18 protein-coding genes are annotated in these 23,127 nt (G+C 51.9%); 7 read left to right on the forward strand and 11 right to left on the reverse strand.

From position 1 onward, the window contains the following. Positions 1-240: 240 nt before the first annotated feature. Positions 241-738: a peptide deformylase gene (locus A918_RS0101200; protein WP_022709290.1), complete on the forward strand. Its 498-nt coding sequence runs from the start codon at positions 241-243 to the stop codon at positions 736-738. 59 nt (positions 739-797) lie between these two features. Here A918_RS0101200 and A918_RS0101205 read toward each other — a convergent pair whose 3' ends face one another. Then, the gene (locus A918_RS0101205; RefSeq protein WP_022709291.1) at positions 798-2,420 is read right to left on the reverse strand and encodes an ABC-F family ATP-binding cassette domain-containing protein; all 1,623 of its coding nucleotides are present in this window, start codon (positions 2,418-2,420) and stop codon (positions 798-800) included. Positions 2,421-2,614: 194 nt separating this feature from the next. Between A918_RS0101205 and A918_RS19065 the strand changes: the two genes are divergently transcribed. Together A918_RS19065 and A918_RS0101215 are read left to right on the forward strand one after the other, a co-directional pair. After that, positions 2,615-3,307, forward strand: a complete 693-nt coding sequence (locus tag A918_RS19065; RefSeq protein ID WP_022709292.1) for a MarR family winged helix-turn-helix transcriptional regulator — start codon at positions 2,615-2,617, stop codon at positions 3,305-3,307. Positions 3,308-3,391: 84 nt separating this feature from the next. Then, the gene (locus A918_RS0101215; RefSeq protein WP_022709293.1) at positions 3,392-3,949 is read left to right on the forward strand and encodes a carboxymuconolactone decarboxylase family protein; all 558 of its coding nucleotides are present in this window, start codon (positions 3,392-3,394) and stop codon (positions 3,947-3,949) included. 86 nt (positions 3,950-4,035) lie between these two features. Here the strand turns inward: A918_RS0101215 and A918_RS0101220 are convergent, their stop codons facing one another. Continuing rightward, entirely contained in the window at positions 4,036-7,395 is a 3,360-nt protein-coding gene (locus A918_RS0101220; RefSeq protein WP_245257273.1) for an autotransporter domain-containing protein, read from the reverse strand. 155 nt (positions 7,396-7,550) lie between these two features. Here A918_RS0101220 and A918_RS19070 point away from each other — a divergent pair, with 155 nt between their 5' ends. Continuing rightward, positions 7,551-8,369 carry a DeoR/GlpR family DNA-binding transcription regulator gene (locus A918_RS19070; protein ID WP_022709295.1) on the forward strand — a complete coding sequence of 273 codons (819 nt, stop codon included), beginning with the start codon at positions 7,551-7,553 and terminating at the stop codon, positions 8,367-8,369. A gap of 30 nt (positions 8,370-8,399) precedes the next feature. Here the strand turns inward: A918_RS19070 and A918_RS0101230 are convergent, their stop codons facing one another. The 5 genes from A918_RS0101230 to A918_RS0101250 form a co-directional block, all read right to left on the reverse strand. Beyond that, complete coding sequence (locus A918_RS0101230) at positions 8,400-9,335, reverse strand: diguanylate cyclase (RefSeq protein WP_022709296.1); 936 nt, start codon at positions 9,333-9,335, stop codon at positions 8,400-8,402. 2 nt (positions 9,336-9,337) lie between these two features. Continuing rightward, positions 9,338-12,187: a hybrid sensor histidine kinase/response regulator gene (locus A918_RS0101235; RefSeq protein WP_022709297.1), complete on the reverse strand. Its 2,850-nt coding sequence runs from the start codon at positions 12,185-12,187 to the stop codon at positions 9,338-9,340. Beyond that, entirely contained in the window at positions 12,184-12,537 is a 354-nt protein-coding gene (locus A918_RS0101240; protein ID WP_022709298.1) for a hypothetical protein, read from the reverse strand. The genes A918_RS0101235 and A918_RS0101240 overlap by 4 nt, the downstream gene beginning before the upstream one ends. Positions 12,538-12,662: 125 nt before the next feature. After that, complete coding sequence (locus A918_RS19075) at positions 12,663-14,258, reverse strand: amidohydrolase family protein (protein ID WP_033315798.1); 1,596 nt, start codon at positions 14,256-14,258, stop codon at positions 12,663-12,665. 26 nt (positions 14,259-14,284) lie between these two features. Next, a complete protein-coding gene (locus A918_RS0101250) occupies positions 14,285-14,629 on the reverse strand; it encodes a RidA family protein (protein ID WP_028233227.1) in 345 nt (114 codons plus the stop codon). Positions 14,630-14,740: 111 nt separating this feature from the next. Here A918_RS0101250 and A918_RS19080 point away from each other — a divergent pair, with 111 nt between their 5' ends. After that, a complete protein-coding gene (locus A918_RS19080; protein WP_022709301.1) occupies positions 14,741-15,529 on the forward strand; it encodes an IclR family transcriptional regulator in 789 nt (262 codons plus the stop codon). A 32-nt stretch (positions 15,530-15,561) separates the two neighbouring features. Here the strand turns inward: A918_RS19080 and A918_RS0101260 are convergent, their stop codons facing one another. The 4 genes from A918_RS0101260 to A918_RS0101275 all read right to left on the reverse strand — a co-directional run bounded on the left by A918_RS0101260 (position 15,562) and on the right by A918_RS0101275 (position 20,804). After that, positions 15,562-17,385, reverse strand: coding sequence for an ABC transporter ATP-binding protein (locus A918_RS0101260; protein WP_033315794.1), 1,824 nt, complete (start codon positions 17,383-17,385; stop codon positions 15,562-15,564). A gap of 4 nt (positions 17,386-17,389) precedes the next feature. Then, complete coding sequence (locus A918_RS0101265) at positions 17,390-18,253, reverse strand: ABC transporter permease (RefSeq protein ID WP_022709303.1); 864 nt, start codon at positions 18,251-18,253, stop codon at positions 17,390-17,392. Then, a complete protein-coding gene (locus A918_RS0101270) occupies positions 18,253-19,194 on the reverse strand; it encodes an ABC transporter permease (protein ID WP_022709304.1) in 942 nt (313 codons plus the stop codon). The genes A918_RS0101265 and A918_RS0101270 overlap by 1 nt, the downstream gene beginning before the upstream one ends. 80 nt (positions 19,195-19,274) lie before the next feature. Next, positions 19,275-20,804: an ABC transporter substrate-binding protein gene (locus A918_RS0101275; RefSeq protein WP_022709305.1), complete on the reverse strand. Its 1,530-nt coding sequence runs from the start codon at positions 20,802-20,804 to the stop codon at positions 19,275-19,277. Positions 20,805-21,021: 217 nt separating this feature from the next. On the opposite strand from A918_RS0101275, the gene A918_RS0101280 reads away from it, so the two are divergent. After that, on the forward strand, positions 21,022-22,104 hold the full coding sequence (locus tag A918_RS0101280; protein WP_022709306.1) for a D-TA family PLP-dependent enzyme: 1,083 nt from the start codon (positions 21,022-21,024) through the stop codon (positions 22,102-22,104). An 8-nt stretch (positions 22,105-22,112) separates the two neighbouring features. Further along, positions 22,113-23,006, forward strand: a complete 894-nt coding sequence (locus A918_RS0101285; protein ID WP_022709307.1) for a sugar kinase — start codon at positions 22,113-22,115, stop codon at positions 23,004-23,006. Positions 23,007-23,127 lie beyond the last annotated feature (121 nt).

Genomic DNA, 23,127 nt, shown 5'->3' on the forward strand with positions numbered 1-23,127 from the left:
CCTTCCCAAATCACCCCAAAAACCAAGCCAAATATATCAAATCACAGCGCCAAACCCTTGTTTCGACTCATAAATCCAGAATCAAATACCGATTTCAGACCAAAACGAGTGGAACCAGGCGGGAATAACCAGGTAGGTTTTTACGAGTCGCAGCAGAACTGTCCAAAAAATCGCTTTTACGGTAATGAGAGCTCGAGACTTTATATACATAGCTCAGACTCAGCGAGACAAAGCCCCGTTATGACTATTCGCCCTATTATTACCTATCCGGATTCGCGTCTGCGCGAGATTGCAGAACCTGTCACGCAATTTGATGCGTCTTTGCGTGAACTCACCGATGATCTTCTGGACACTATGCGCGCCGCGCCGGGGATCGGAATCACTGCATCACATATCGGCGTGGCGAAACGCGTTACGGTATTGGAGCTGTCTCCTGATGCAAGTGTCAAAATCTACATCAATCCCGAAATCATCTGGGCTTCTGAAAACATGATCCGTCATCAAGAGGGCAGTGTTTCTATGCCCGGTGTTGTGGATGAGGTTGAGCGCCACGCTGCCGTACATATCCGCTATCAAGATCTGGACGGCAAGGCACATATAGAAGAGTCGGAAGGCTTACTTGCCGTATGCCATCAACACGAGATTGACCAGATGAACGGTATTTTCTGGATTCAACGTCTCTCGCGGCTGAAACGGGATCGTCTGATTAAGCGCTTTGAAAAATTGCAGCGCCGCTAAATGTATATCCTATTATATAAAGACGCCTCCCGAAATCACTTTCGGGAGGCGTATTCATTTTAACTATGCAGACCTGGTGCTTCCTGCCCCGTGCTTTCTACATATTCCGTATAGCCGCCACCATATTGATGTATACCATCCGGCGTCAGTTCCAGAACGCGGTTTGAAAGCGCTGACAGGAAATGTCTGTCATGCGAAACAAACAGCATTGTGCCTTCATAGGCAGCCAGCGCCTTGATCAGCATTTCTTTGGTATCGAGATCAAGGTGGTTAGTCGGTTCGTCCAGAACAAGGAAGTTCGGCGGATCAAACAACATAGCCGCCATAACCAGACGCGCCTTTTCACCACCGGACAAAACACGGCATTTCTTTTCGATATCGTCACCCGAAAAACCGAAGCAACCGGCAAGAGCCCGCAGAGGTGCCTGCCCTGCTTTTGGAAAACGCTGCTCCAGCCATTCCAGAATCGTGCTGTCACCTTCCAGAATATCCATGGCATGCTGAGCGAAATAACCAAGCTTAACGCTGGCACCGAGTGAAACATTGCCCTGATCGGCATCAGTCGTACCGGTCACCAGTTTGAGCAAAGTCGATTTACCCGCGCCATTCACACCCATAATGCACCAGCGCTCACGACGGCGGATCATAAAATCCAACCCGTCATAGATTGTGCGGCTGCCATAGGCTTTGTGGACACCTTTGAGATTAACGACATCTTCACCGGAGCGCGGCGGCGTTGCAAATTCAAAAGCCACAGTTTGACGACGGCGCGGCGGTTCCACGCGGTCAATCTTTTCCAGCTTCTTCACGCGGCTCTGCACCTGCGATGCATGGGATGCACGGGCTTTGAAGCGTTCAATAAATTTGATTTCTTTGGCAAGCATTGCCTGTTGGCGTTCGAACTGTGCCTGCTGATGTTTTTCATTCAGAGCACGCTGGCCTTCATAGAAAACATAGTCACCGGAATAGGTCGTGAGATTACCGCCGTCGATTTCAATAATCTTGGAGACAATACGGTTCATGAATTCGCGGTCATGCGACGTCATCAACAAAGCGCCGTCATAGGTTTTCAGGAAATTCTCAAGCCAGATCAGGCTTTCAAGATCAAGATGGTTGGAAGGCTCATCGAGCAGCATCACATCAGGGCGCATCAGCAGAATACGCGCCAAGGCCACGCGCATTTTCCAGCCGCCGGACAGATTGCTGACATCGCCGTCCATCATTTCCTGAGAAAAACTCAAACCTGCAAGCACTTCACGCGCACGCCCATCCAGACCGTAACCGTCGAGTTCCTCATAGCGCGCCTGAACTTCGCCATAGCGCTCAATGATCGCATCCATCTCGTCCATACGATCCGGATCGCACATTGCAGCTTCGAGTTCACGCAATTCTGCGGCAACAATACTGACAGGGCCAGCACCATCCATCACTTCCGCAACGGCCGTACGCCCGCCCATTTCCCCGACATTCTGATCAAAATAGCCAATCGTCACGCCTTTCTCGACCGTAACCTGTCCCTCATCCGGCTGTTCTTCGCCGGTAATCATACGGAAAAGCGTTGTTTTACCGGCACCATTCGGCCCGACAAGGCCGATTTTCTCGCCACGGTTCAAAGCGGCAGACGCTTCGATAAACAGAATGCGATGGCTGTTGGACTTACTGATATTGTCAATGCGGATCATGAAACAGGAGGCCTTGTGATTGTGCGCCCTCCTATGCCACGCCTTAGGCGCGCTGTCACGTCTTACAAGTTCTGCAATTTAATACACTGTCTCTCTGACAGTATTGAGAACTTCATGCCGGAACTGGCCTGTTCGTCATCCGCAGTCGGTATTGAGCGCTTGACATTTAATTAGGACTCCTACTTAATATTTACATGAGTCAGATATCAACAACACTCCGTCACCTACGGACAGGCTTTGATCGCCTTGCTATCATTCTGCGAGCTGAACTATGGGCAGCGGCAGCAGCCGAAGGGCTGAACCCGGCTCAGGCACAGGTTCTTGCTTTACTTGTGACGCGACCTGACGGTATGCGCTCAAAAAACATCGCCGCGCAACTTGCCGTTTCCGGTGCCAGTATCACGGAGACGGTAAACGCCCTTGTCCGGAAAAAACTACTTATCCGCACCGCTGACACCTCTGATGCACGGGCAAGCATCATATGCGCGACCCCTGAAGGTCATGCCGTCAATGCTACGATAGAAGAGAGCTCATCACGCTTTTCCGAGGCGCTGGAGAGCTTACCCGTTTCGGTACAAAGCGAATTACTCGCCACACAAATCAGACTCATCCGTGAATTACAGCAAGCCGGCGCTATTCCGCTGCAGCGCATGTGTGTTTCCTGCCGTCATTTCCGTCCGAATATTCATCCCGGATCAGCACACCCACATCATTGCACATTTATCGGCGCAGATATTGCCGGTACGGATCTCCGGCTGGATTGCGGGGAACACGAAGCCGCAGACCAGACTGCTCAGGATATGAACTGGGCAGCATTCACCCAAAACCCTGGAAGTAATATCTCCGGCACACAAAAACTGCCGGACACCGTTGTTCACGGCTCATAAGCCGGAACTGAAAACGGCCCGGTGACTGCCATCACCGGACCGTTCATTGACCCAACTCCAAGCTACAGAGAAGGATTATCTATTATGGCACATATTCATCTCATTGATCCAGCGTCTGCCACCGGTTCTGTCAAACCGGTGCTCGATCAGATTAACGGTGCTTTCGGCACTGTCCCGAACATGTTCAAGGCTGTTGCCAATTCACCAGCCGCACTGCAAAGCATGTGGGGATCGTTCGGTGCTCTTAGTACCGGCAAACTCGGTGCGCGTCTGGGCGAGGAAATCGCTGTTGCAATTGCCAATGCCAATAATTGTGCATATTGCCTTGCCGCCCATACAGCGCTCGGACGCAAGGCCGGCGCATCAGCTGCCGATATGGCGGCTGCCCAGACCGGACAATCCTCAGACCCGCGGACACAAGCTGCTCTGATCTTTGCCCTCAAAATCACCCGCGACCGTGCCGCAGTGACAGCAAATGATATTGCGGTGCTGAAAGCCGCAGGTTTTGACGATGAGGCTATTGTAGAGATTATTGCCCATGTCGCTCTCAATCTCTTCACCAATTATATCAATGTCGCGCTGGATGTACCGGTAGATTTTCCTGCTGTCGCATTAAAACCGGCCGCAAAACCGGCCGCCTGATCTTCCGGCGAAACAAACACCAAGAATAAAACTGCCGGCCTCCGTGACGGAATCCGGCAGTTTCCTTTTACAAAATATCTGATGGATCAGAATTTGATGCCAAGTTTGGCATTCACAGAATTACTCTGAAAGCCTGATCCGAACTGACCGCGATAGCTGATACCGAAAGTTGCCTGTTCACTGGCCTTAATATCAAAACCTGCCTGAACCAGCGCCGTATCCTCTGCCACAGGAATACCGGAAATATCAAAAGCAGAACCCGTTGCAAAAGATGCGCGGCTGACCGGATCGATATCAGCAAATGCATGCTGCCAGCCCAGCGTACCATTCAGTTCGGCTTTGATATTACCAAACATCATCTCTGTTGCTCCGCGAATACCGAGCGTTGTGAACACGGTGCTCATTCTGTCACCGTCAACGGTCAGAGCAGCCTGTCCGCCGGTTTCGGTAAAACTATCCGTCTTCACAGCAACATAGGCAAGATTGGCGAAAGGCTCGAAGACCGCATTACCGGTTTGCAGCTTATGGCTGAGTTCACCGAAAGCCTGAACCGTGCCTGCATTATAATCAGCTGCGAGTTTATCCGAGAAATCAGCAAAACGGACTGAACGGCTGATATCTACCGAGTGCCAGCTATAGGCAAGACCAGCACTCAGAGCAGTATTGCCCCATTGCGAACCGCCGTAGATGCCGAGATGATAATTATCGCTCTCACCGGATGAGGCACGGTCATCAACATCAAAACTGGTGCGGCTGTAACCGGCCAATGCGCCGAGACGTGCATTCTCTGCAATTTCTGCATCATAACCGGCAAAGACACCACCCGTTGTCTGGCTGAGTTTTGCAGCATTGCCGTTTGCAAAATTCTCAGCCCATGTGCCGAAGCTCTGCACCCATAAAGCAGCAGGCGCATCTTTGGCCGAGACAACCTGTGCGCCCTTCTGTGCATGTGCATCTCCGAAAGCGGAACGAAGACGATCATGAGTTGCATTACGCAGATCGCTGCTCGTATTCATCAGAGCCGTTTTAGCGGATGCATGTACCTCACCTGTCAGCAGATCAAAAGCAGCTAAAGCCTGTTCTTTGCTTTCCAGCCCGAGCACCGCATCATAAACAGCATTGCCGCTTGCCAGAGATTCAACAGAGGCTGCGACAGAACGCTGATTAGCCGTTTCGCCAATATCATCAAACGCAACCTGATTGCGCAGCACATCCAGATAGACCGCCTTCGGATCGTAAATCAGGCCGAGATTAATGAATGGCATATTCTGGCTAAGGTCAGCGAAAGTACCGTTCACACCGCCATCCGCGGTGAGAATGGTATAACGGTTGCCCGGTATATAAGAGCCTCCCGCTTTATCGACATAAACGCGGGCACCGTCGATTGCTGCAGTACCGGAAGCCTGAACGAGATCAGATGTGCCATCCGGATTGATTTCCGCGTGATAAAGAGAGCCTGCCTCCATCACCAGATCGCCGGAAGTTTTCAGCGTGCCGATTGAGTTACCCGGTGCCAGAACAGCATCCGCAGCAATATGAATACCACCGAGTGTTCCTGAACCCGCAAGAAATGCACCATTGCTGACTTTAATCATACCGCTCACAGAAGCACCGGTATGATCTGCATCACCGACAATCAGTCCGCCGCGCTCTACGGATGTGCCGCCCGTATAGCTATTCGCAGCATTCAGTGTCAGCACACCCTCGCCGCGTTTGATGAGAGCACCGCTGCCGCTGATCTCCTGATTAACTTTCAGATTATTGGCAGCCGCAGTCACATCAATCCAGCCATTGCCGTCCAGCACGATTTTGCGCTCAAGACTGTTCATTGCCAGACCGGCCACGCGCAGACCACCATCATTCAAACGTAAATTTGCTGATGCACTGCCCAGCGCCGCATCTTCAAAAACAATCACCGTTCCGCCATCGGAAACCGAGGTTTCGCCAATGAAATCGTGATTATCAATACAGTAATCTCTCACAGCCTGCGCAAAACGTGCATCTGTTGTCTGGCAATTGAGCAGTGTTTGTTTTTCTTCCTGCGTCAGATCCTTCAGGATCGGTTTGCCGTTTTCATCCGCGACCTGACCAAGATAAACATCATTACGGTTATTATTACGGGTCAGGAAAAACTCTTTGCCTTTGGCTTCAAAACCGGATGCACCGGCGCCCCAGATCAGACGGCTTTTCTCAACATCGCCGTCTTTATAAGTCTCAAGCTTTGGCCCTACCCAGCGCAGCTCCTGTGCGACCGGATCGTGATCCGACAGCGAATTACCATTTGGCAGCAATGACGGTTTGGAAAGTGTGCCGGACCATTGACCATTATCAACAATCTCCACCCATTTGGCGAAAGGTCGGGAAACCAGAATATGATCAATATTCACACGATCCCAGCTCGGCCATGTATTGGTAGATTCTTCACCGTCACTGGTCCAGGTCGCACGTTCATCACCAACTTCACTTGGTTTGAACTGCTCGCGGTTCCGCTCAAGCTGAATCAGCTGATATTGTTGTTTCATAATATTCATCGTCACCGGAAGATTATTGTCTACCGGATAGGTCTCTCCGGCAAAGCCTATATCTTTTTGTGCCTGATAGGCTTTATCCAGTGCATTGCCCCACTGCTCCCATGACAAATTATCAATATTGGCATTCGGGTGTTCGGCTTGAATGATTGCACGCCATTTTGCTGCATCCGCCCGCTCAAGATATTCATAAGCCAGCGTTTTATAAAATGCGTTACCAGCGGCTTTTTTTATCAGGCGCAGTTGCGCATCCACACTCAGCAGGCCTCGTTCCGATACATCACCGGCATTCAGATCGCCGAGCAATATTGTCGGAGTCAGGGCAGATTGCGCCAGTTTGTTGGCATCTTTTGCCTGAGTGATACGACCAGCCGATGTATCTGCATAATTGAAATGGCGACCGGCGATAACCGTATCAGGGAAGCCATTACCCGGCTTCACAACAACCGTATTCGCCGCCAGATATTCCGTTTCACCGCTTGTAAAGACCATGCCTTCGCCTTCACGGGACCCATGGTCTTTGATTTTTTCAAATGCACCCAGCTTGTCTGCTTTTTCATTCAGCAGATCCAGAGTATTTTTCACATGGGCTTTAACAACCGTCGTATCGCCAAATGGCCTGCCGCTATTGTTGTAAAGTTCCGGCATAACCAGCACATCAGGCGCTACGCCACGCAGCAAATCCTGCATGGCCTTATTATAAATCAGCTGGCCATTCTTTTTTGCTTCAGCATCCCACATCTTGGAATCAACGCCGTTATTCCAGATGTTAAAACCCATCACGGTCAGCGAAAAATTCTGTGTTTTTGCTGGTTCTGCCTGTGCATTTGTATTCAGCGCAGCCAGCAATATTGCACTTGCCACCCCTGCCGTTAATTTACGCTTATGTCTTGCGCCTGACCGCTGCTGTTTCATCATATCATCCTGACAATAAGATTTGAGACATAAAATGTCACTTTTCTTACATTAGACGAGTCATATGTCAGTTTTTATACAATCCGGACGATTGTCAAAAATCATTTTCTTGACGCATAATTTTTTTTGTCCGACATACGTAGAGTACAGGGGGCGCTATGCGATTTGACAATTCGGCATCAACCGGCGGCAACAAAAAAGACAACCGTCAGGCGTTTTTGCTGCAATATCTCGAGCAAAATCATTATATTTCGCTGGAAGAAATTGCGCATCTCTGCTCGGTGACGATGCAAACTGCACGCCGCGATATCATGGCGCTGGAAACCACAGGCAAAGTTCGCCGTATCCATGGCGGCGCGACGATCGCGGCTCCGATGGATGCCGGAACCTATCGTCAGAGGCGTCTGGATCAGGCCGCAGAAAAACAGGCGATTGCCGCATTTGTAGCCGATTACATTCCCGACAACACAACGATTTTCATTGATACGGGCACGACCTGCGAGGCCATTGCCGCTGCGCTGATAAAAAACAGGCAGGGCTTGCGCATTGTCACCTATAGTCTGCGTGTGGCATCACTCATCAGCGAGAATTCCGACTTCGCACTGGCAATTCCGGGTGGTTTTGTCCGCGCCGTAGATGGCGGCATTTTTCAAGAAGACACACCCGATTTCATCAACCGTTTCAAATTCGACTATGCGGTGATTTCTGTCAGCGGCATCGATGATGACGGTGATCTGTGTGATGATGACCGGACAGAAGTGGCGGCCGTGTCCAAAGCGCTCGACCAATCCAGACACAAATTGCTGGCTGTCGACAGCAGCAAATTCGGCAAACGCGCGCTTGTTAAACTCGGCGCACTGAATATTGTCGATGCCATTATCACTGATAAAGCACCGGCACCGCATATTTTTGAGAAAATACAGACACATAAACTTCAGTTGCATCTGTGTGAGGTCGCTGACCGGCAAAATACCTGAATTTGCCGGTCATAGAGCAATGATCCCGGATTATTCAGAAATCAGACCGATTTCCTGCGCATTGAAAACAGTACTGAAAATTTCATTCCGGCCGGCACGTTTACTCAGATAGAGCTGGCGATCAGCATGTGCCATCCACTGCGATGCAGACATTTCCGGCAGACAACATGCCGAAGCAACGCCGATACTCACCGTGACACAAGTGGAAACCGTTGAACCCGGATGCGGAATTCTTAAAGAACTGACCTGTTCCTGTATTTCTCTGGCCACCAGTACTGCCGCATCATGATCCCGCCCCGGCAAGACACAGACAAATTCCTCACCGCCATAACGTGCTGTCACATCTGTTGCCAGATGCACCGCGCGTGTAAGAGCCGCTGCAACCATCGCCAGACAACGATCACCGGCCGGATGACCAAATGTATCATTGAACAGTTTGAAGAAGTCGATATCGACCATGATAACCGACAGCCAGTCGCCTGTGCGCGCCAGTTTCGTGGTTTCTGTCGCCAATGTCTGCTCCAGATGACGGCGATTACTTAAACCCGTCAAAGCATCTGTCACAGCCATTTGCGCCAGCTGATCGCGCAGACGTTTCAACTCAACATGATTGGCCACACGCGCCAGCAAAATAACCGGCTGAATAGGCTTGGTTACATAATCGATCGCACCGGCAGATAATCCGCGTACTTCCGCATCCTGATCATTCAGGCCGGTTGTAAAAATCACCGGAATATCCGCAAGCATGCGATCTTTTTTCAGACGCTGGCAAACTTCATATCCGTCAATACCCGGCATCAGCACATCGAGCAGAATAAGGTCCGGCAACACCGTCTGTGCAACTTTTAATGCTTCCTCACCTGAAGTCGCAAAACATACTTCATAATCGTCCTCGAGTACTGCACTCATAATCTCAATATTTGAGATTTCATCATCCACAATGAGGATGACCGCGCGGTCTGTCATAATTATTCTCCGATACGCTCAGTGTCCGGTGAAGTTTGCAAAACATCAGCAAATTCAGCATCCAGCAATGTGAGGGCGCGATTATAGTCAAGATTGTCGAGAGCGACCTTCACCGGATGAACCTGCAGAGTGTCAGGTGTCATACCGAGCGTAATCGCCAATTTTTCAAAACTGCTGCGTGCCTTCAGACTTCTGCGCTCCAGAAGCCCGCGGAAAACCAGAATCTCCGCCTGAATATTGACCGGATCAGCTTGTCCTGCCGGAACCGGTTTATTATCATCTTCTGTTGTAGTTACAAGACTCTTAGCCGCTTTTATTGCCGGTTTCAGCACCAGCTCCAATTCAGCAATCAATATATTAGCCGCAACCACATCACCTTGTGCCAATGCAGCTTCAGTCTTGGCAGACTGTTCATAAACCTCTGCCAGTTCCAGCGATCCCGCCACACCTTTCAGCGTATGGGCGCTGCGCCGCGCATCATCCAATGCACCGCGACCGATCAGCTCATTGAGCTCTTCCGGCGTTGCAGCAAATCTCTGTCCAAAATCAATAATCAGCTTACGCAATAGTGATGTTTTACCATTCATACGCGCCAGCGCTTTTGTAAGATCAAACGGCGACAGGCTTTCCGGCAGATCACTTACAGGCTTCACTGCAACCGGAGCAGACTCTGCGACCGGACGCGAAGCTTCTTTGCTACGCGGCTTCAACCAGCGATCAAGTGTGCGTACCAGCAGGAACGGATCAACCGGTTTGGCCACATGGTCGTCCATACCTGCAGCAAAACATTTTTGCCGTTCTTCCTCATAGGCATGCGCGGTCATGGCAATAATCGGCAATTGCTCCGCAGACCATTTTTTACGGATCTGCAAAGTGGCTTCAATACCGTCCATTTCCGGCATCTGGATATCCATCAAAATGCCGTCATAGGGCCGCGGATCCTGAAGAACGAGATCGCAGGCGATACGGCCGTTTTCAGCAACATCAACCACCAATCCGGCATCCTGCAGCAGCTCAACCGCGATCTCACGGTTGATCATACTGTCTTCAGCCAGCAGAACCTTCAGCCCGCGCAACTGCTCCGCCACCATCGGAATAGTTTGGCCGATTTCCGCATGCGGTGCATCCGCCGCTGTTTCGCGGGCAAACAAGCCGGTAATCGTGTCAAAAAGTACATTCGGAACGATCGGCTTTGTCAGGAAGGCAGCAATACCGGAACGCTCGGTTTCAGCACGGAAATCCTCATTACCATAGGCCGTCACCATCACCACATATGGCAACGGCGAAAGATTCTCATTACGGTGAAGCGCCTGTACTGTTTGCAGACCGTCCATGCCGGGCATTTTCCAGTCCAGAACCACCAGATCATAAGGCTGGCCGGCTTTGCATGCTCCTTCAAGCGCGCCCAGGACTTCCTCACCGGATGCAACGAGATCAATATTCAAGCCCCATGAATTAAAGACATCATGGAAAATCTCACGCGAGGCCGGATTATCATCAGCCACAAGCACACGCAGACCTGCAATCTCTGCCGAAGCGAGGCGCTCCGGTTCAGCCTGCATTTCACCAATGGCCATATTGACGGTAAAGGTAAAAGTACTGCCCACTCCCGGCATGCTTTCCACGCCGATTGTGCCGCCCATCTGCTCAACAATTTGTTTGCTGATAACAAGTCCAAGTCCGGTACCGCCAAAGCGGCGCGTCATGGAACTGTCGGCCTGTGTGAAAGAATTAAACAGCAAAGCTTGCTGTTCCGGTGCCATACCGATCCCCTGATCACGCACCGATATGCGTAGTTTAACACCTGCATCCTGCTGCTCTTCAGCATCAACCGTGACTGTGACAGTCCCTTTTTCGCTGAACTTCACCGCATTGCTGACGAGATTGAGCAGCACCTGATTCAGGCGCAATTCATCGCCGACCAGAACCGCAGGCACATCATTCTGAATTACAGTCTCAATGCTGACGCCCTTATTCTCCGCATTAATTGCCGCCAGATTAAGCTGGCTCTGCAAAGAAGAGCGTAAATTGAACGGACGTGTCTCGAGAGAAAGCTTGCCTGCCTCATTCTTGGAGAAATCGAGAATATCATTGATCAGGCGCAGCAGAGCCGTACTGGCATTGCTGATTTTCGAGACATATTCTTTTTGACGCAGATCCAGATCCGTGCGCAACACCAGATGACAAAAGCCCAGAATGGCATTCATCGGCGTGCGGATTTCATGGCTCATATTGGCGAGGAACATGCTCTTCGATTTGCTTGCAGCTTCCGCTTCAAGGGTACGCTGTTCCAGTGCCGCATTCTTGGCAATGATTTCATCGCGCATGGCATTAATGCGGTTGAAGCAATCGACAAGCATATCGCCGAACCACACCAGCACTGCAGCCTGAAACGCGACAATAACCGCATGAAGCAGAACGCGCTTGATATCCCCGCCTTCAGGAAACACCGCTGCTGGCATCAGATAATCCAGCGTTAAATGATGCAGAGCCACGGCAGCGGCGGCAAAAAGCACCGCCCGCTTGTCACACCACGCAACCGTGAGCGCCAGCATAGCAAAGAAATACATATGCATATCCATTTGCCAGAGCTGACCGCTCATAAAATACAGCAGCAATGCGGGCTGCCCCATCAGGGCAACGCCGGAAATATAGCGCGTTACCGGAGCAATGCCTGAACGCAGCCATGATAAATGGTAGGCACCGGCCAGCACCACGCCTGCCAAAGCTGCGCCGACCGGCGAATGACCGGTGATATAAGCAACCAGCGCCAGAAGCGGGACATGCAGCCAGAATAAAATTACCAAAAACCGGCCAAACCGGCGGCGAAGGTCGTCAAGTTCTAGGATCATGCGGCTGTCGTCCGTTCCTGAATGGCATAACAACCACCAGGCAGCAGCGGTTCAAAAACCAGCCACTCACCGGCACTGTAAAGCCTGTTTGGGAAATCTTTATTTTCGGAATAAACTGTAATCAGGCTGGATGAAGCATTGATAGAAATAATCGCACCTTCAGCGGCCTGAATGGAGCTGATAACAGAGTTCAATGTGCGCCAGGGAGCGACCATAACGATATATTGGTCATCTTTGCCGGTTGGCTTGAGAAAAGCCACGGCAATCCCGCCAAGCAACAGAACCAGCAATGCAATCGCTGGCATAAGATCGCGGATATGACACCGCTGATCACCGGTCTGCCCGTTCATGACATTATCCTGCTTCAAATATTACTGATATTAGCAGGATTAATATCGTTCTCCGGTAAATACCGCCTTAAGATTTTATAAACGTCACAACAAGACAGACTCATACGTCATCAGAACGGGAACAATCAGCGGCGCAACACTTTTCCGGCTCTGTTACCGGTCGGTTTGCCTGCTGCAATCACCGCCTGTCCGTTGACAAAAACATGGCTGATACCAGACGGCATCTGTGTGGAATTTTCAAATGTCGCGTGATCTGTGATCGCATCTTCAAACAACACCAGATCAGCAGCCATTGCAGGACGCAACAGGCCACGGTCATGCAGAGAAAAACGCTGCGCGGCGACCGACGTCATCCGGCGCACTGCATCTTCAAGCGGGAACCATTTTTTCTCCCGCCGCAAAGGTCCGGCAATACGCGGGAAAGTCCCGAAAGCACGCGGATGTGGTTTAGAGCCCGGACGCGGCAAACCGTCAGACCCCGCCATAAACAACCGGTTGCAACAGGCCGCATGAAGATCATCCTCATCAAGCTGAAACAGGATAATCCCTGTCTGCCCTTCATCTTCTTCAACAAAGCGCACCAGCAGATCGAAAGGCGTTGTGCCAAGCGTAAAGGCAGCTTCACGCATGGTCTGTCCTTCCAGATGTTTCAGTTCATCAATGCCGATTGCTGAAAGCCGTACATTCTCCCAGCCTATCAGCGAAATTTTGCTCTGGCCGTGATAATCATCACCGCCATGTTCCACCCAATGCGCCAGTTTCTGCCGCCATGCGGTGTCCTGTAAGCGCTCTTTCAAAGCCGGCAAACCACCATCCATCACCGCCGCTGGCAGAAGCTGTAATATCCATGTACTGCCTGCCGGATAGGGATACATATCAAAGCTGATATCCACACCGTCAGATCGCAGGCTTTCCAGATAGTCGATCACCACCGGTACATTACCCCAGTTCGGTCGTCCCGCCGATTGCAGATGTGACAGCAATCCTGCAGCACCGGACAGGCGCACAACCTCACCGAACTCTTCAGTCGCCTGCATCAGGCCTGCTTCATAGGAGCGGATATGCGCGGCCAGCACCCCGCCGAAACCGGCGACAATTTTACCCAAAGCTACCAGTTCTTCAATCTCAGCAAAAGCACTTGGCGGATAAACCAGCCCCAGAGACAGACCTGCCGCCCCCTGCGCCATTTGCACGTCAAGCAAACGGCACATCGCTGCAAGCTCGCTCTCTGTGGCAGGCCGTCTGTCATGCCCCATCACTGCCAAACGTAAAGCCGCATGGCCGACAAGTGAGATCAGATTGAGAGCAATCCCCTCTCCTTCCAAAGCCTGATGGTATCCCGAGAAATCATCAAAAATCTCATCAGATCGCGTTTCACCAAGAAGGCCGGAGAAATGCTGACGCAGATATTCGCGGGACTGTTCTGCTGCCGGATAGAGCGAAAAAGAGCAATTGCCGACCACAATACTGGTCACGCCCTGCATCGCCTTTTCCGGCCTGTCCCGCTCGCGCAGAAAGATCAGATCATCATGACAATGGGCATCAATAAAACCGGGGCTTAAATAACGCTCATCCGCATCAATGATTTGCATATCACCGTCTGCTTTCAGACCTCTGCCGATCTGCCGGATTAACCCGCCGCTCAGCAACACATCGCCGCGATACCAAGGTGCGCCGGTGCCATCAATGATACGGGCATTGCGAATGAGCGTTTGTGTCATATCCGGCTCCGGCACTTCATTGAGCATTAAAGGGCAGCAATAGCAGTCATTTCAACCCGCAGATCTGGATCAGCCAGACGCGCTTCCACACAGGCACGCGCCGGCGGGTTTTCCGGATCAATCCACGCATCATAGACCGAATTCATCGCATCGAAATCAACAATTGCCGGAAGAAACACATTCACCGCCAGCAATTTGGAACGGTCAGTTCCTGCCTGCTGCAAAAGCTGGTCGATCTTGCCCAAAACATCACGGGTCTGCTCTTCAATGGAAGCCTTGCGGTTTTCAGCCACCTGACCGGCAATATGCACCATGCCGCCATAGCTCACGGCCTGACTCATCCGGCTGCCTTTTTGGTAACGCATAATCATACCCGTATTTCCTTCTGTCATCGTCACTTCTGATTGTAAACTTCTGCTTGCCTGTATGTTAAAATCCAATATAACAGACACAATAACATTATAGCGCTCATCGGAGGCAGCATGTCAGACAGTACCGCAACCACTCCGGTCACGCCCAAAGAAGACAGCAGCAAACGTGCGCGCGGTCTGGATCGTGCCTTTGAGATACTGGATTTTCTGCGCAACAAGCGTGAACCGCTGAAACCCAATGAAATTGCCGCCCAAATCGGTGCCCCGCGTTCCTCGGTTTACGAGCTGGTCAATCTGCTGTTGCGCAATGGTATTCTCGAATTTACCGGCGGCGACGGCCGTGTGTTTCTCGGACGCAAACTCTATTTTCTCGGTGCGGCCTATGAAGATCATTTTGACTTCATGCGCGCCTGCGATGCCGCACTGGAACGCATTGCCGAACAGACCCGCGAAACAGCGCAATATTGCGTGCTCGACGGCAATAAGTATACCGTTGCCCGTATGAAGGAAGGCGTGCGTCCGTTCCGCATTTCCTCGGATGTCGGCCATTCCGTGCCTATTCCGTGGACAGCTTCCGGTCGTCTTCTGGTCGCCCATCTCAGCGATGAAGAAATTACCAGTTTCATTCCCGCTGCCGATTTCCAAATGCCCAATGGCAGTTGGCTTGATCCGGCTGAATTTATAGCGCAGGTACGCGAAGCCGACAGAACCGGTCAATTTACCTTCAACAGCACGGTCGATAATTTTACCCATTGTTTTGCCGTACCGATGCGTGATGCGCAGGGCATTACCACAGCAACGCTGTGCCTTGTTGCCCCCCGCGATGACGGGCTGAAGAACCATGCTTTCTATCTGCAATGCCTGAAGGATGCCGCACAGGCGCTCAGCGGCAAGCACTGATTGGAAGAAGCAGACTTGTTTCACCGGACCTATCATTGGAATATGAAATGCCCTTCTGAAACTTCGCGCATCTGCCGCTCGACCGGTACATAATCCGGCGCACGGACAGGACTGTGCAATTCATCAGCGATCTGCCCGCGCCGCATACCGCGCCGTGCGGGATCAGGCACCGGCACCGCTGCCATCAGCTTTTTCGTATAAGGATGCTGAGGGTTTTCAAACACCGCTGCACGCGGCCCGATCTCAACAATCTCGCCCAGATACATCACCGCAACGCGGTGGCTGAGACGCTCAACAACCGCCATGTCATGCGAGATAAACAGAAAAGACAGGTTGAGACTGGATTGCAGATCGAGCAACAGATTGATGACCTGCGCCTTGATGGAAACATCGAGCGCAGAGACAGACTCATCGGCAACGATAAGTTTCGGATCAAGCGCTAACGCGCGGGCAATACAAATACGCTGACGCTGTCCGCCGGAAAATTCATGCGGGAAGCGAGACGCCATATCGGCTTTCAGCCCCACACGCTCCAGAAGATCAGCCACACGTTCCCGCGCCTGATGTTTTGTACCGAGTTTATGCTCCAGAAACGGTTCCGCAATCGACGCCCCTACCCGCATACGCGGATTGAGACTGGCATAGGGATCCTGAAAAATCATCTGCATGGTACGGCGCAGACCTTGCAGCTCATGCCCTGCCATGGCCATCACATCCTGCCCGTTGACCATAACGGAACCGCTTTGCGGCTCTATCAGCCGCATGATCGAGCGGCCGGTCGTCGACTTACCGCAACCGGACTCGCCCACCAGCGACAGCGTTTCCCCCGGTTGTAAGGAGAAAGAGACATTCTCCACCGCATGAACCCGCCCTGCCAGCTTCCCGAATAATCCGCTGTGAATGGTAAAGCGTGTCGTCAGCCCTTTTACGTCCAGAACCGGCGGCACGTCCTGCGCCACAGTATCAGCAGCTTCCACCGGCGGCAGTGCCGTGCCGGTTCGGATATCAACAACCGGAAAACGCAGTGGGCGCACACGTCCAGTCATCGAACCAAGTGCAGGCACGGCTGATAGCAAAGCCCGCGTATAAGGATGCTTCGCGTCGCGGAAAATCGTGGTCGTATCACCGGTTTCCACCGCATCACCATGATACATCACCACGGTACGATCAGCGATTTCTGCAACCACGCCCATATCATGGGTGATGAACAATACCGAAGTGCCTTCCTCTTCCTGAAGGGTTTTAATCAGGTCGAGGATTTGCCCCTGAATGGTTACATCCAGCGCTGTAGTCGGCTCGTCAGCAATCAGCAGTTTCGGGCGGGTGACCAGCGCCATAGCGATCATCACGCGCTGGCGCATACCGCCGGAGAAACGATGCGGATATTCATTGAACCGGCTTGCGGCAGACGGAATACGAACCTTATCCATCAGTCGCAGGGCTTCAGCCTTGGCCTCTGCCTTGCTCATATTGCGGTGGCATAGCAGGGCTTCACAAATCTGATCTCCCACCGTGTAAAGCGGGTTGAGCGACGTCATAGGCTCCTGAAAGATCATCGCGACATCATTGCCGCGTATTTTTTGCATTTCATGCTCGGACAGCTGCAAGATATCTTTGCCGGCAAGCAGAATATTCCCCTCAATCCGGCTGGTATCCGGCTGTAACAACCGCATCACCGAAAGAGACGTTACACTTTTTCCGGAACCGGATTCCCCGACCAGCGCCACAGTTTCCCCTGCGCCGACATCAAAGGAGATATTTTTCACAACCGGTCGCCAGCCATCCTCACCAAGAAAAGAGGTTGTGAGATTTTGCACGCGGAGCACAGGCTGTTTGTCTGATAAATGGCTCATCATGCCCTCACATATCTTTACGCAAACGCGGATCGAGCAGATCGCGCAATCCGTCGCCCACCATCTGCAACGACAGCACGGCGAGAATGATGGCAAAACCCGGAAACAGCGTCATCCAGTCTGCCTGTCCGACATATTGACGGCCGGAGGCAATCATCGTGCCCCATGTCGGAATTTCCGGACTGACACCAAGCCCCAAAAAGGACAAACCGGCTTCGGCAAGCATAGCCTGCGCAAACAGAAACGTCCCCTGCACCAGAATAGGCGACAGCAAATTGCGCAACACATGGCGGGTCATAATATGCGGCGTGGAAATGCCCAGCGCACGCGATGCCTCAATATAAGGCAGTTCGCGGATAACGAGTGTTGAAGCACGCACCACACGCGCCAGTCTCGGTGCATAGACAATCGACAGCGCCACAATCACTGTTGTCAGCGAAGGCCCGAGTGCTGCCACCAGCGCAATCGCCAGCAGAATATCGGGAAAAGCCATCATCGCATCAATCAGACGCGCAATCGGTGTATCCAGCCGCTGGAAAAAACCGGCCAGCAAGCCGAGTGTGATGCCAATCAGGCTTGCCAGCACGACAACCGCAGCGCCGACTGCCAGAGATAACTGTCCCGCATAAAGTGTGCGGGAAAATACATCACGGCCAAATTCATCGGTGCCGAAAAACCATGTGCCGTTCGGCGCAGTCAGACGATTGCTGATCGACAATTTACCCGGTGCATAAGGCGCAATCAGTGGTGCCAGAACGGCTAGCAACACAAAAACGATCAGGACGAACAGGCCGAATGCAACGGTACGGCGGCGCAACAGGCGACGGATAAACAACCATGTTTCTGAAGATTTTACACTGGAGCCGGTCATCAGTAACGCACCCTCGGATCGACGGCCAGATAAAGCATATCAATGGCAAAATTTATCAGAACATAGAGCGCGGCAATCACCAGCAATGCCCCCTGAATAACCGGATAATCGCGGCGCATCACAGCCGACACCACCAGATTGCCAACCCCCGGCAAGCCAAACACCGTCTCTGTGACCACGGCACCGGAAATCAGCACAGCTGCGGTCAGGCCGATCACTGTCAAAATCGGGATCAGCGCATTTTTAAACGCATGTTTCATCACCACGCGTCTGCCATTCAGCCCCTTGGCTCGGGCTGTGCGCACATAATCATCGCCCAGCACATCCAGCATGGAGGCGCGGGTAAAACGCATAATCAAAGCAGAAGACACAATACCCAGTGCGAAAGACGGCAGCACCAGATGCATCATTCGTTCGCCGAAACTCGTATCCGGCCCGCCATAGCCGGAAACCGGAAACAAGCCGTAGCGCACGGCAAATACCTGCATCAGCAACAGGCCAAGCCAGAAACTTGGAATACTGGCGGCAAACATCGCCAGAGCTGTTGCGGTCTGGTCGAAAAATGAGCCACGCTTAACCGCGGCATAAATACCGACCGGCAAGGCAATCGCACTGGCAATCAGAATGGAAAACAATGTCAGAAAGAATGTCGGCTCTGCCCGTTCCGCCAAAGCATGGGCAACCGGCTGACCAAGAAAAATCGACTGGCCAAGATCACCGCGCAGCAATTGCAGCAGGTAATAGCCATATTGGACCGGCAATGAGCGGTCGAGACCGAGCTTTGCTCGCAATCCTTCAATATCAGCCTGTGTCGCTTCCGGCCCCAGCATGACGGCTGCAGGATCACCCGGTGTGACGCGGACGATCACAAAAACAATCGTCACAACCAGAAACATGACCACGATCATGCCGATCAGACGCTGTATGATATAGCGTAGCATTCAGTCTCCACCCAATTCGGGAATACCCAAAACTTAAGGCCGCGTCGCTTCTCCTCCGAAGCTGGCGCGGCCTGTTTTATTTACTGTGTAACGGAAGCATTCCAGAAATAAGGCCATGGCGCAGGCGTAACACCATCCAGTTTCTTGGATTTGGCAGACAGATTGTTGAAATTACCGACTTTGATGAACGGCACTTCGTCAAACACGACTTTCTGCACATCTGCCCAGAGTGCCGCACGCTTCTGCGGATCAGCCTCCGCATTAAATGCATCCATTACCTTGGCGCGCGCCGGTGTATTCCACTTGCCCGGTGCACTGACAGAAAGCGGATCGATCAGAGCCGGTTCCGGCAGGAACGGGCTATGGGTGATGTAAATATCCCAGAGCGCCGGATCAGCACGGCGCTGGGTGAGCGTTGCCCAATCCACCACCTGCATATCAACATTGAAACCGGCCAGTTTCAGATATTCAGCGGCAACCTGCGCCATCTTATAATGGAACTCATATTGACGGCTGGTGAGAATACGCAGCGGCTCGCCATTATAATTGGCGGTTTTCAGCACGGCTTTTGCGGCCTCTGCATCACCGACATTATAGCTGCCTTCCGATCCGGCATCGGTACTCCAAATGAATTGGGACGGATAAAGTGACGGCTCGGCGCTGAAGAAATCCTTGCTGCCATAGGCGGCAGTCAGCATGTCCTCATTATTCAATGCGACCTGAACGGCTTTACGCAGATCACGGTTTGCAGCAATGCCTTTGGAGGTGTTCATAATGAAAACCGGCCAGCCGAATGGTTTGAGCATCACCGCATCCGAAGACGCCGAGCCGGACACACGGTCAAAAGCTTCAACCGGCAGCGCATCCACATAACCATACTGGCCGGAAACCGCAGCTTCTACGCGGGTATTGGCATCTGGCACCGGCACAAAACGGATTTCATCGAGATTTTGCTGGCGGCCACCGGCATAACCGCTCGGCTCGCCTTCCTGCGATTTATAACCATCATAACGCACAAGCTGAATATACTGATCCGGCTTGCGCTCTTTAAACTGATAAGGGCCGGTGCCGACAAATTCGGTCATCGGTTCAGCCTGTTTTTCTGCGGGCAAAACAATGGCCGCAGAATTATTGAAGGCCAGCAGAGATGTCAGCGGTGCATAAGGCTGCTTCAGCGTGATTTTGATGCTGTAATCGTCAACCGGCTCAATGGCTTCAATCAAAGTTGCTGCCTGCTTGCCGCGCGAGGCCAGTGTCGTCCAGCGCTTGAGCGATGCCACAACATCTTCCGATGTCATGTCCGAACCATCGTGGAATTTAACGCCCTCACGCAGTTTAATCAGATAGGTTTTTCCGTCGGCAGAGATTTCCGGAAGACTGGCTGCCAGAAGCGGCGCCGGTTTCCAGTCTTTATCGAAAGTATAAAGCGTCTCAAACATATGCTGACTGACAATACCGACGAGATCAGCCGTTGAGACCATCGGGTCCAGTGTCGGCGGCTCACCAATAGTTGCCACATCCAGCACGCCACCTTTTTGTTGCGCGAAAGCGGATGGTGTCAATGCGATTGTTGCGGCACCCAATAACAGTGCCAGTTTCATTGCCTGCATTTTCTGAACCCCCAATTGTTTGCCTGCATCAGGTGATGCAGCTCCTCCTCGGTATGATTTTTCATTTTGTCCAAAATAACGGACATTAGTCTATTTTACCGGATTGACGTATCTCAATACAGTATGCATAACTTGTCAAGGGGGCGACCAGCCTGACCGGTACGTTTTTTGACGTCTGAAAGGCAAGTCAACAGGGTCGCGGAATTTGTGAGGAAAAATGGAACCAAAACTTGCGGACCAATTGAACACACCGGCAATTGTCGTTGATCTGGATATAACGGAAAGAAATATCCGTAATTTTCAGTCCTATGCGAACCAGCATGGTTTCAAGGTACGTCCTCATATCAAAACGCATAAATTACCGGCGCTGGCCTATGCCCAGCTTGCAGCAGGCGCAGACGGCATTACCTGCCAGAAAATCTCTGAAGCAGAAGCCATGCTCGACGGCTTGCAAAAACAATATGGTCTCTCCCCTGACCTGTTGATTACCTATAATATTTTAGGCAGCGAAAAACTTGACCGGCTCAAAGCGCTCGCGCACCGCACAAAACTAAGTGTGGTTGCGGATAATATGACTGTGATTAACGGTCTGTCCGAAGCTTTCGCCAATGAGGCACAGCCTTTAACCGTGCTGGTAGAATGCAATACCGGCGCAGACCGCTGCGGTGTAGCAACGCCTGAAGCAGCAGCAGAACTTGCCAAGTCCATTCATAATGCAGCGGGGCTGCATTTCGGCGGCCTGATGACCTATCCGCCTGCCAATGCCCATGCCGCGGTTGAAAACTTCATGGAACAGGCAAAACAAAAAATCGAAGCATCCGGCATCACAGTTCCGCTCATTACCTCCGGCGGCACGCCCTCAATGATGAGCGCGGCTGATGCCCCTGTTGTTACAGAATACCGCCCCGGCACCTATATTTATAATGACCGCTCACTGGTTGAGCGCGGCGCTTGCAGTTACGATGATTGTGCGTTTTTTGTACTGGCAACCGTTGTGTCCGTTCCGTCTGACAACCGAGCGATTATTGATGCCGGCAGCAAAACGCTGACTTCTGACCTGTTCGGATTGAGTGGTTATGGCCATGTACTCGGCCGCGATGATATCCGCATCGATCAGTTGTCGGAAGAACATGGCCGTCTGGTCAGCGAAAAACCGATCAACCTCAAAGTCGGTGACAAAGTACGGATCATCCCGAACCATGTCTGCGTCGTTACCAATATGTTTGACAGCCTCTATATCCAGCGCAACGGCATGGTCACAGAGAGCTGGCCGATTGCAGCCCGTGGCAAGCTGGTCTGAGGTTAATCATGAGCGGACAGTTTCTCGCCATCGGTGAGGCAATGATCGAGCTTGCCCCTGATGGCAGCGGCTTGTTACGGCAAGGCTTTGCCGGAGACACCTTCAATGCCGCTTATTATGCCCGTGCGGCGCTGCCCGCAGACTGGCAGGTCAGCTATTTCACCCTGCTCGGGCAGGATGCAATGTCCGATGCCATGCTGGCATTCATGGCACAAAAACAGATCGGAACCGACTATATAGACCGTCATACATCGCGCATGCCCGGCCTCTATATGGTGCATCTCAACAATGGTGAGCGCAGTTTTTCCTATTGGCGGTCGCAATCCGCAGCTCGTCTGCTGGCAGAAAACAAAACTGCATTGCGACAGGCCATTGAAGCTTCTGATATTATTGTTTTCTCCGGCATCACGCTGGCAATCCTTGAGGGTGACGGAGCTGATAACCTGCTCAGCATTCTGCAAGAGTTCCGTGATACGGATAAGATTATTGCCTTCGATCCTAATATTCGTCCTCGCCTCTGGCCGGATCAGGATCATATGCGCTCGCAACTGATCCGTGGTGCGAAAGCCAGTAATCTGGTGCTGCCAAGTTTTGATGATGAGGTCGCCTGTTTCGGTGACTTGACGACAGCGGACACAATCAGCCGCTATCAAAGCTACGGGTTGAAGCGGATTATCGTCAAAAACGGTGCGGATGAAATTGAAATTCTTTTTGACGGCCAGTCTTTTACTGTCAAAACAGCACCCGTCGCACAGATTATCGATACGACCGGTGCAGGCGACAGTTTCAACGGATCATTCTTGGGGCATTTCGCACAAACCGGCGATTCCGAGGCCGCCATCCGTTTTGCAGCGCAAACCGCAGCAAAAACCATTCAGCATTATGGCGCTCTGGTAGACTAGAGCGGTTTACGTTCATGTTGGATCACAGTGCTCGCTCTAGTTTTTTTAGTTTGTCGCATTATCCCGACGTCAAGTTGATCCAACTTGACTGTGAAATGCTCTAAAAACAAAAGCCCCCCCC

The sequence above is a fragment of the Pseudochrobactrum sp. AO18b genome, from assembly GCF_000409565.1.
Lineage (GTDB): Bacteria > Pseudomonadota > Alphaproteobacteria > Rhizobiales > Rhizobiaceae > Pseudochrobactrum > Pseudochrobactrum saccharolyticum.

Bases quoted from the DNA above. Each gene is read 5' to 3' on its own strand.
- A918_RS0101230 (WP_022709296.1), bottom strand. From the start codon at position 9,335: ATGACAGACCGCGCGGTCATCCTCATTGTGGATGATGAAATCTCAAAT.
- A918_RS0101270 (WP_022709304.1), bottom strand. From the start codon at position 19,194: ATGCTACGCTATATCATACAGCGTCTGATCGGCATGATCGTGGTCATG.
- A918_RS0101220 (WP_245257273.1), bottom strand. From the start codon at position 7,395: ATGATGAAACAGCAGCGGTCAGGCGCAAGACATAAGCGTAAATTAACG.
- A918_RS19070 (WP_022709295.1), top strand. From the start codon at position 7,551: ATGCGATTTGACAATTCGGCATCAACCGGCGGCAACAAAAAAGACAAC.
- A918_RS0101260 (WP_033315794.1), bottom strand. From the start codon at position 17,385: ATGATGAGCCATTTATCAGACAAACAGCCTGTGCTCCGCGTGCAAAAT.
- A918_RS0101240 (WP_022709298.1), bottom strand. From the start codon at position 12,537: ATGAACGGGCAGACCGGTGATCAGCGGTGTCATATCCGCGATCTTATG.
- A918_RS0101280 (WP_022709306.1), top strand. From the start codon at position 21,022: ATGGAACCAAAACTTGCGGACCAATTGAACACACCGGCAATTGTCGTT.
- A918_RS0101275 (WP_022709305.1), bottom strand. From the start codon at position 20,804: ATGCAGGCAATGAAACTGGCACTGTTATTGGGTGCCGCAACAATCGCA.
- A918_RS0101215 (WP_022709293.1), top strand. From the start codon at position 3,392: ATGGCACATATTCATCTCATTGATCCAGCGTCTGCCACCGGTTCTGTC.
- A918_RS19065 (WP_022709292.1), top strand. From the start codon at position 2,615: ATGAGTCAGATATCAACAACACTCCGTCACCTACGGACAGGCTTTGAT.
- A918_RS0101200 (WP_022709290.1), top strand. From the start codon at position 241: ATGACTATTCGCCCTATTATTACCTATCCGGATTCGCGTCTGCGCGAG.
- A918_RS19075 (WP_033315798.1), bottom strand. From the start codon at position 14,258: ATGACACAAACGCTCATTCGCAATGCCCGTATCATTGATGGCACCGGC.
- A918_RS19080 (WP_022709301.1), top strand. From the start codon at position 14,741: ATGTCAGACAGTACCGCAACCACTCCGGTCACGCCCAAAGAAGACAGC.
- A918_RS0101265 (WP_022709303.1), bottom strand. From the start codon at position 18,253: ATGACCGGCTCCAGTGTAAAATCTTCAGAAACATGGTTGTTTATCCGT.
- A918_RS0101205 (WP_022709291.1), bottom strand. From the start codon at position 2,420: ATGATCCGCATTGACAATATCAGTAAGTCCAACAGCCATCGCATTCTG.
- A918_RS0101235 (WP_022709297.1), bottom strand. From the start codon at position 12,187: ATGATCCTAGAACTTGACGACCTTCGCCGCCGGTTTGGCCGGTTTTTG.
- A918_RS0101250 (WP_028233227.1), bottom strand. From the start codon at position 14,629: ATGATTATGCGTTACCAAAAAGGCAGCCGGATGAGTCAGGCCGTGAGC.
- A918_RS0101285 (WP_022709307.1), top strand. From the start codon at position 22,113: ATGAGCGGACAGTTTCTCGCCATCGGTGAGGCAATGATCGAGCTTGCC.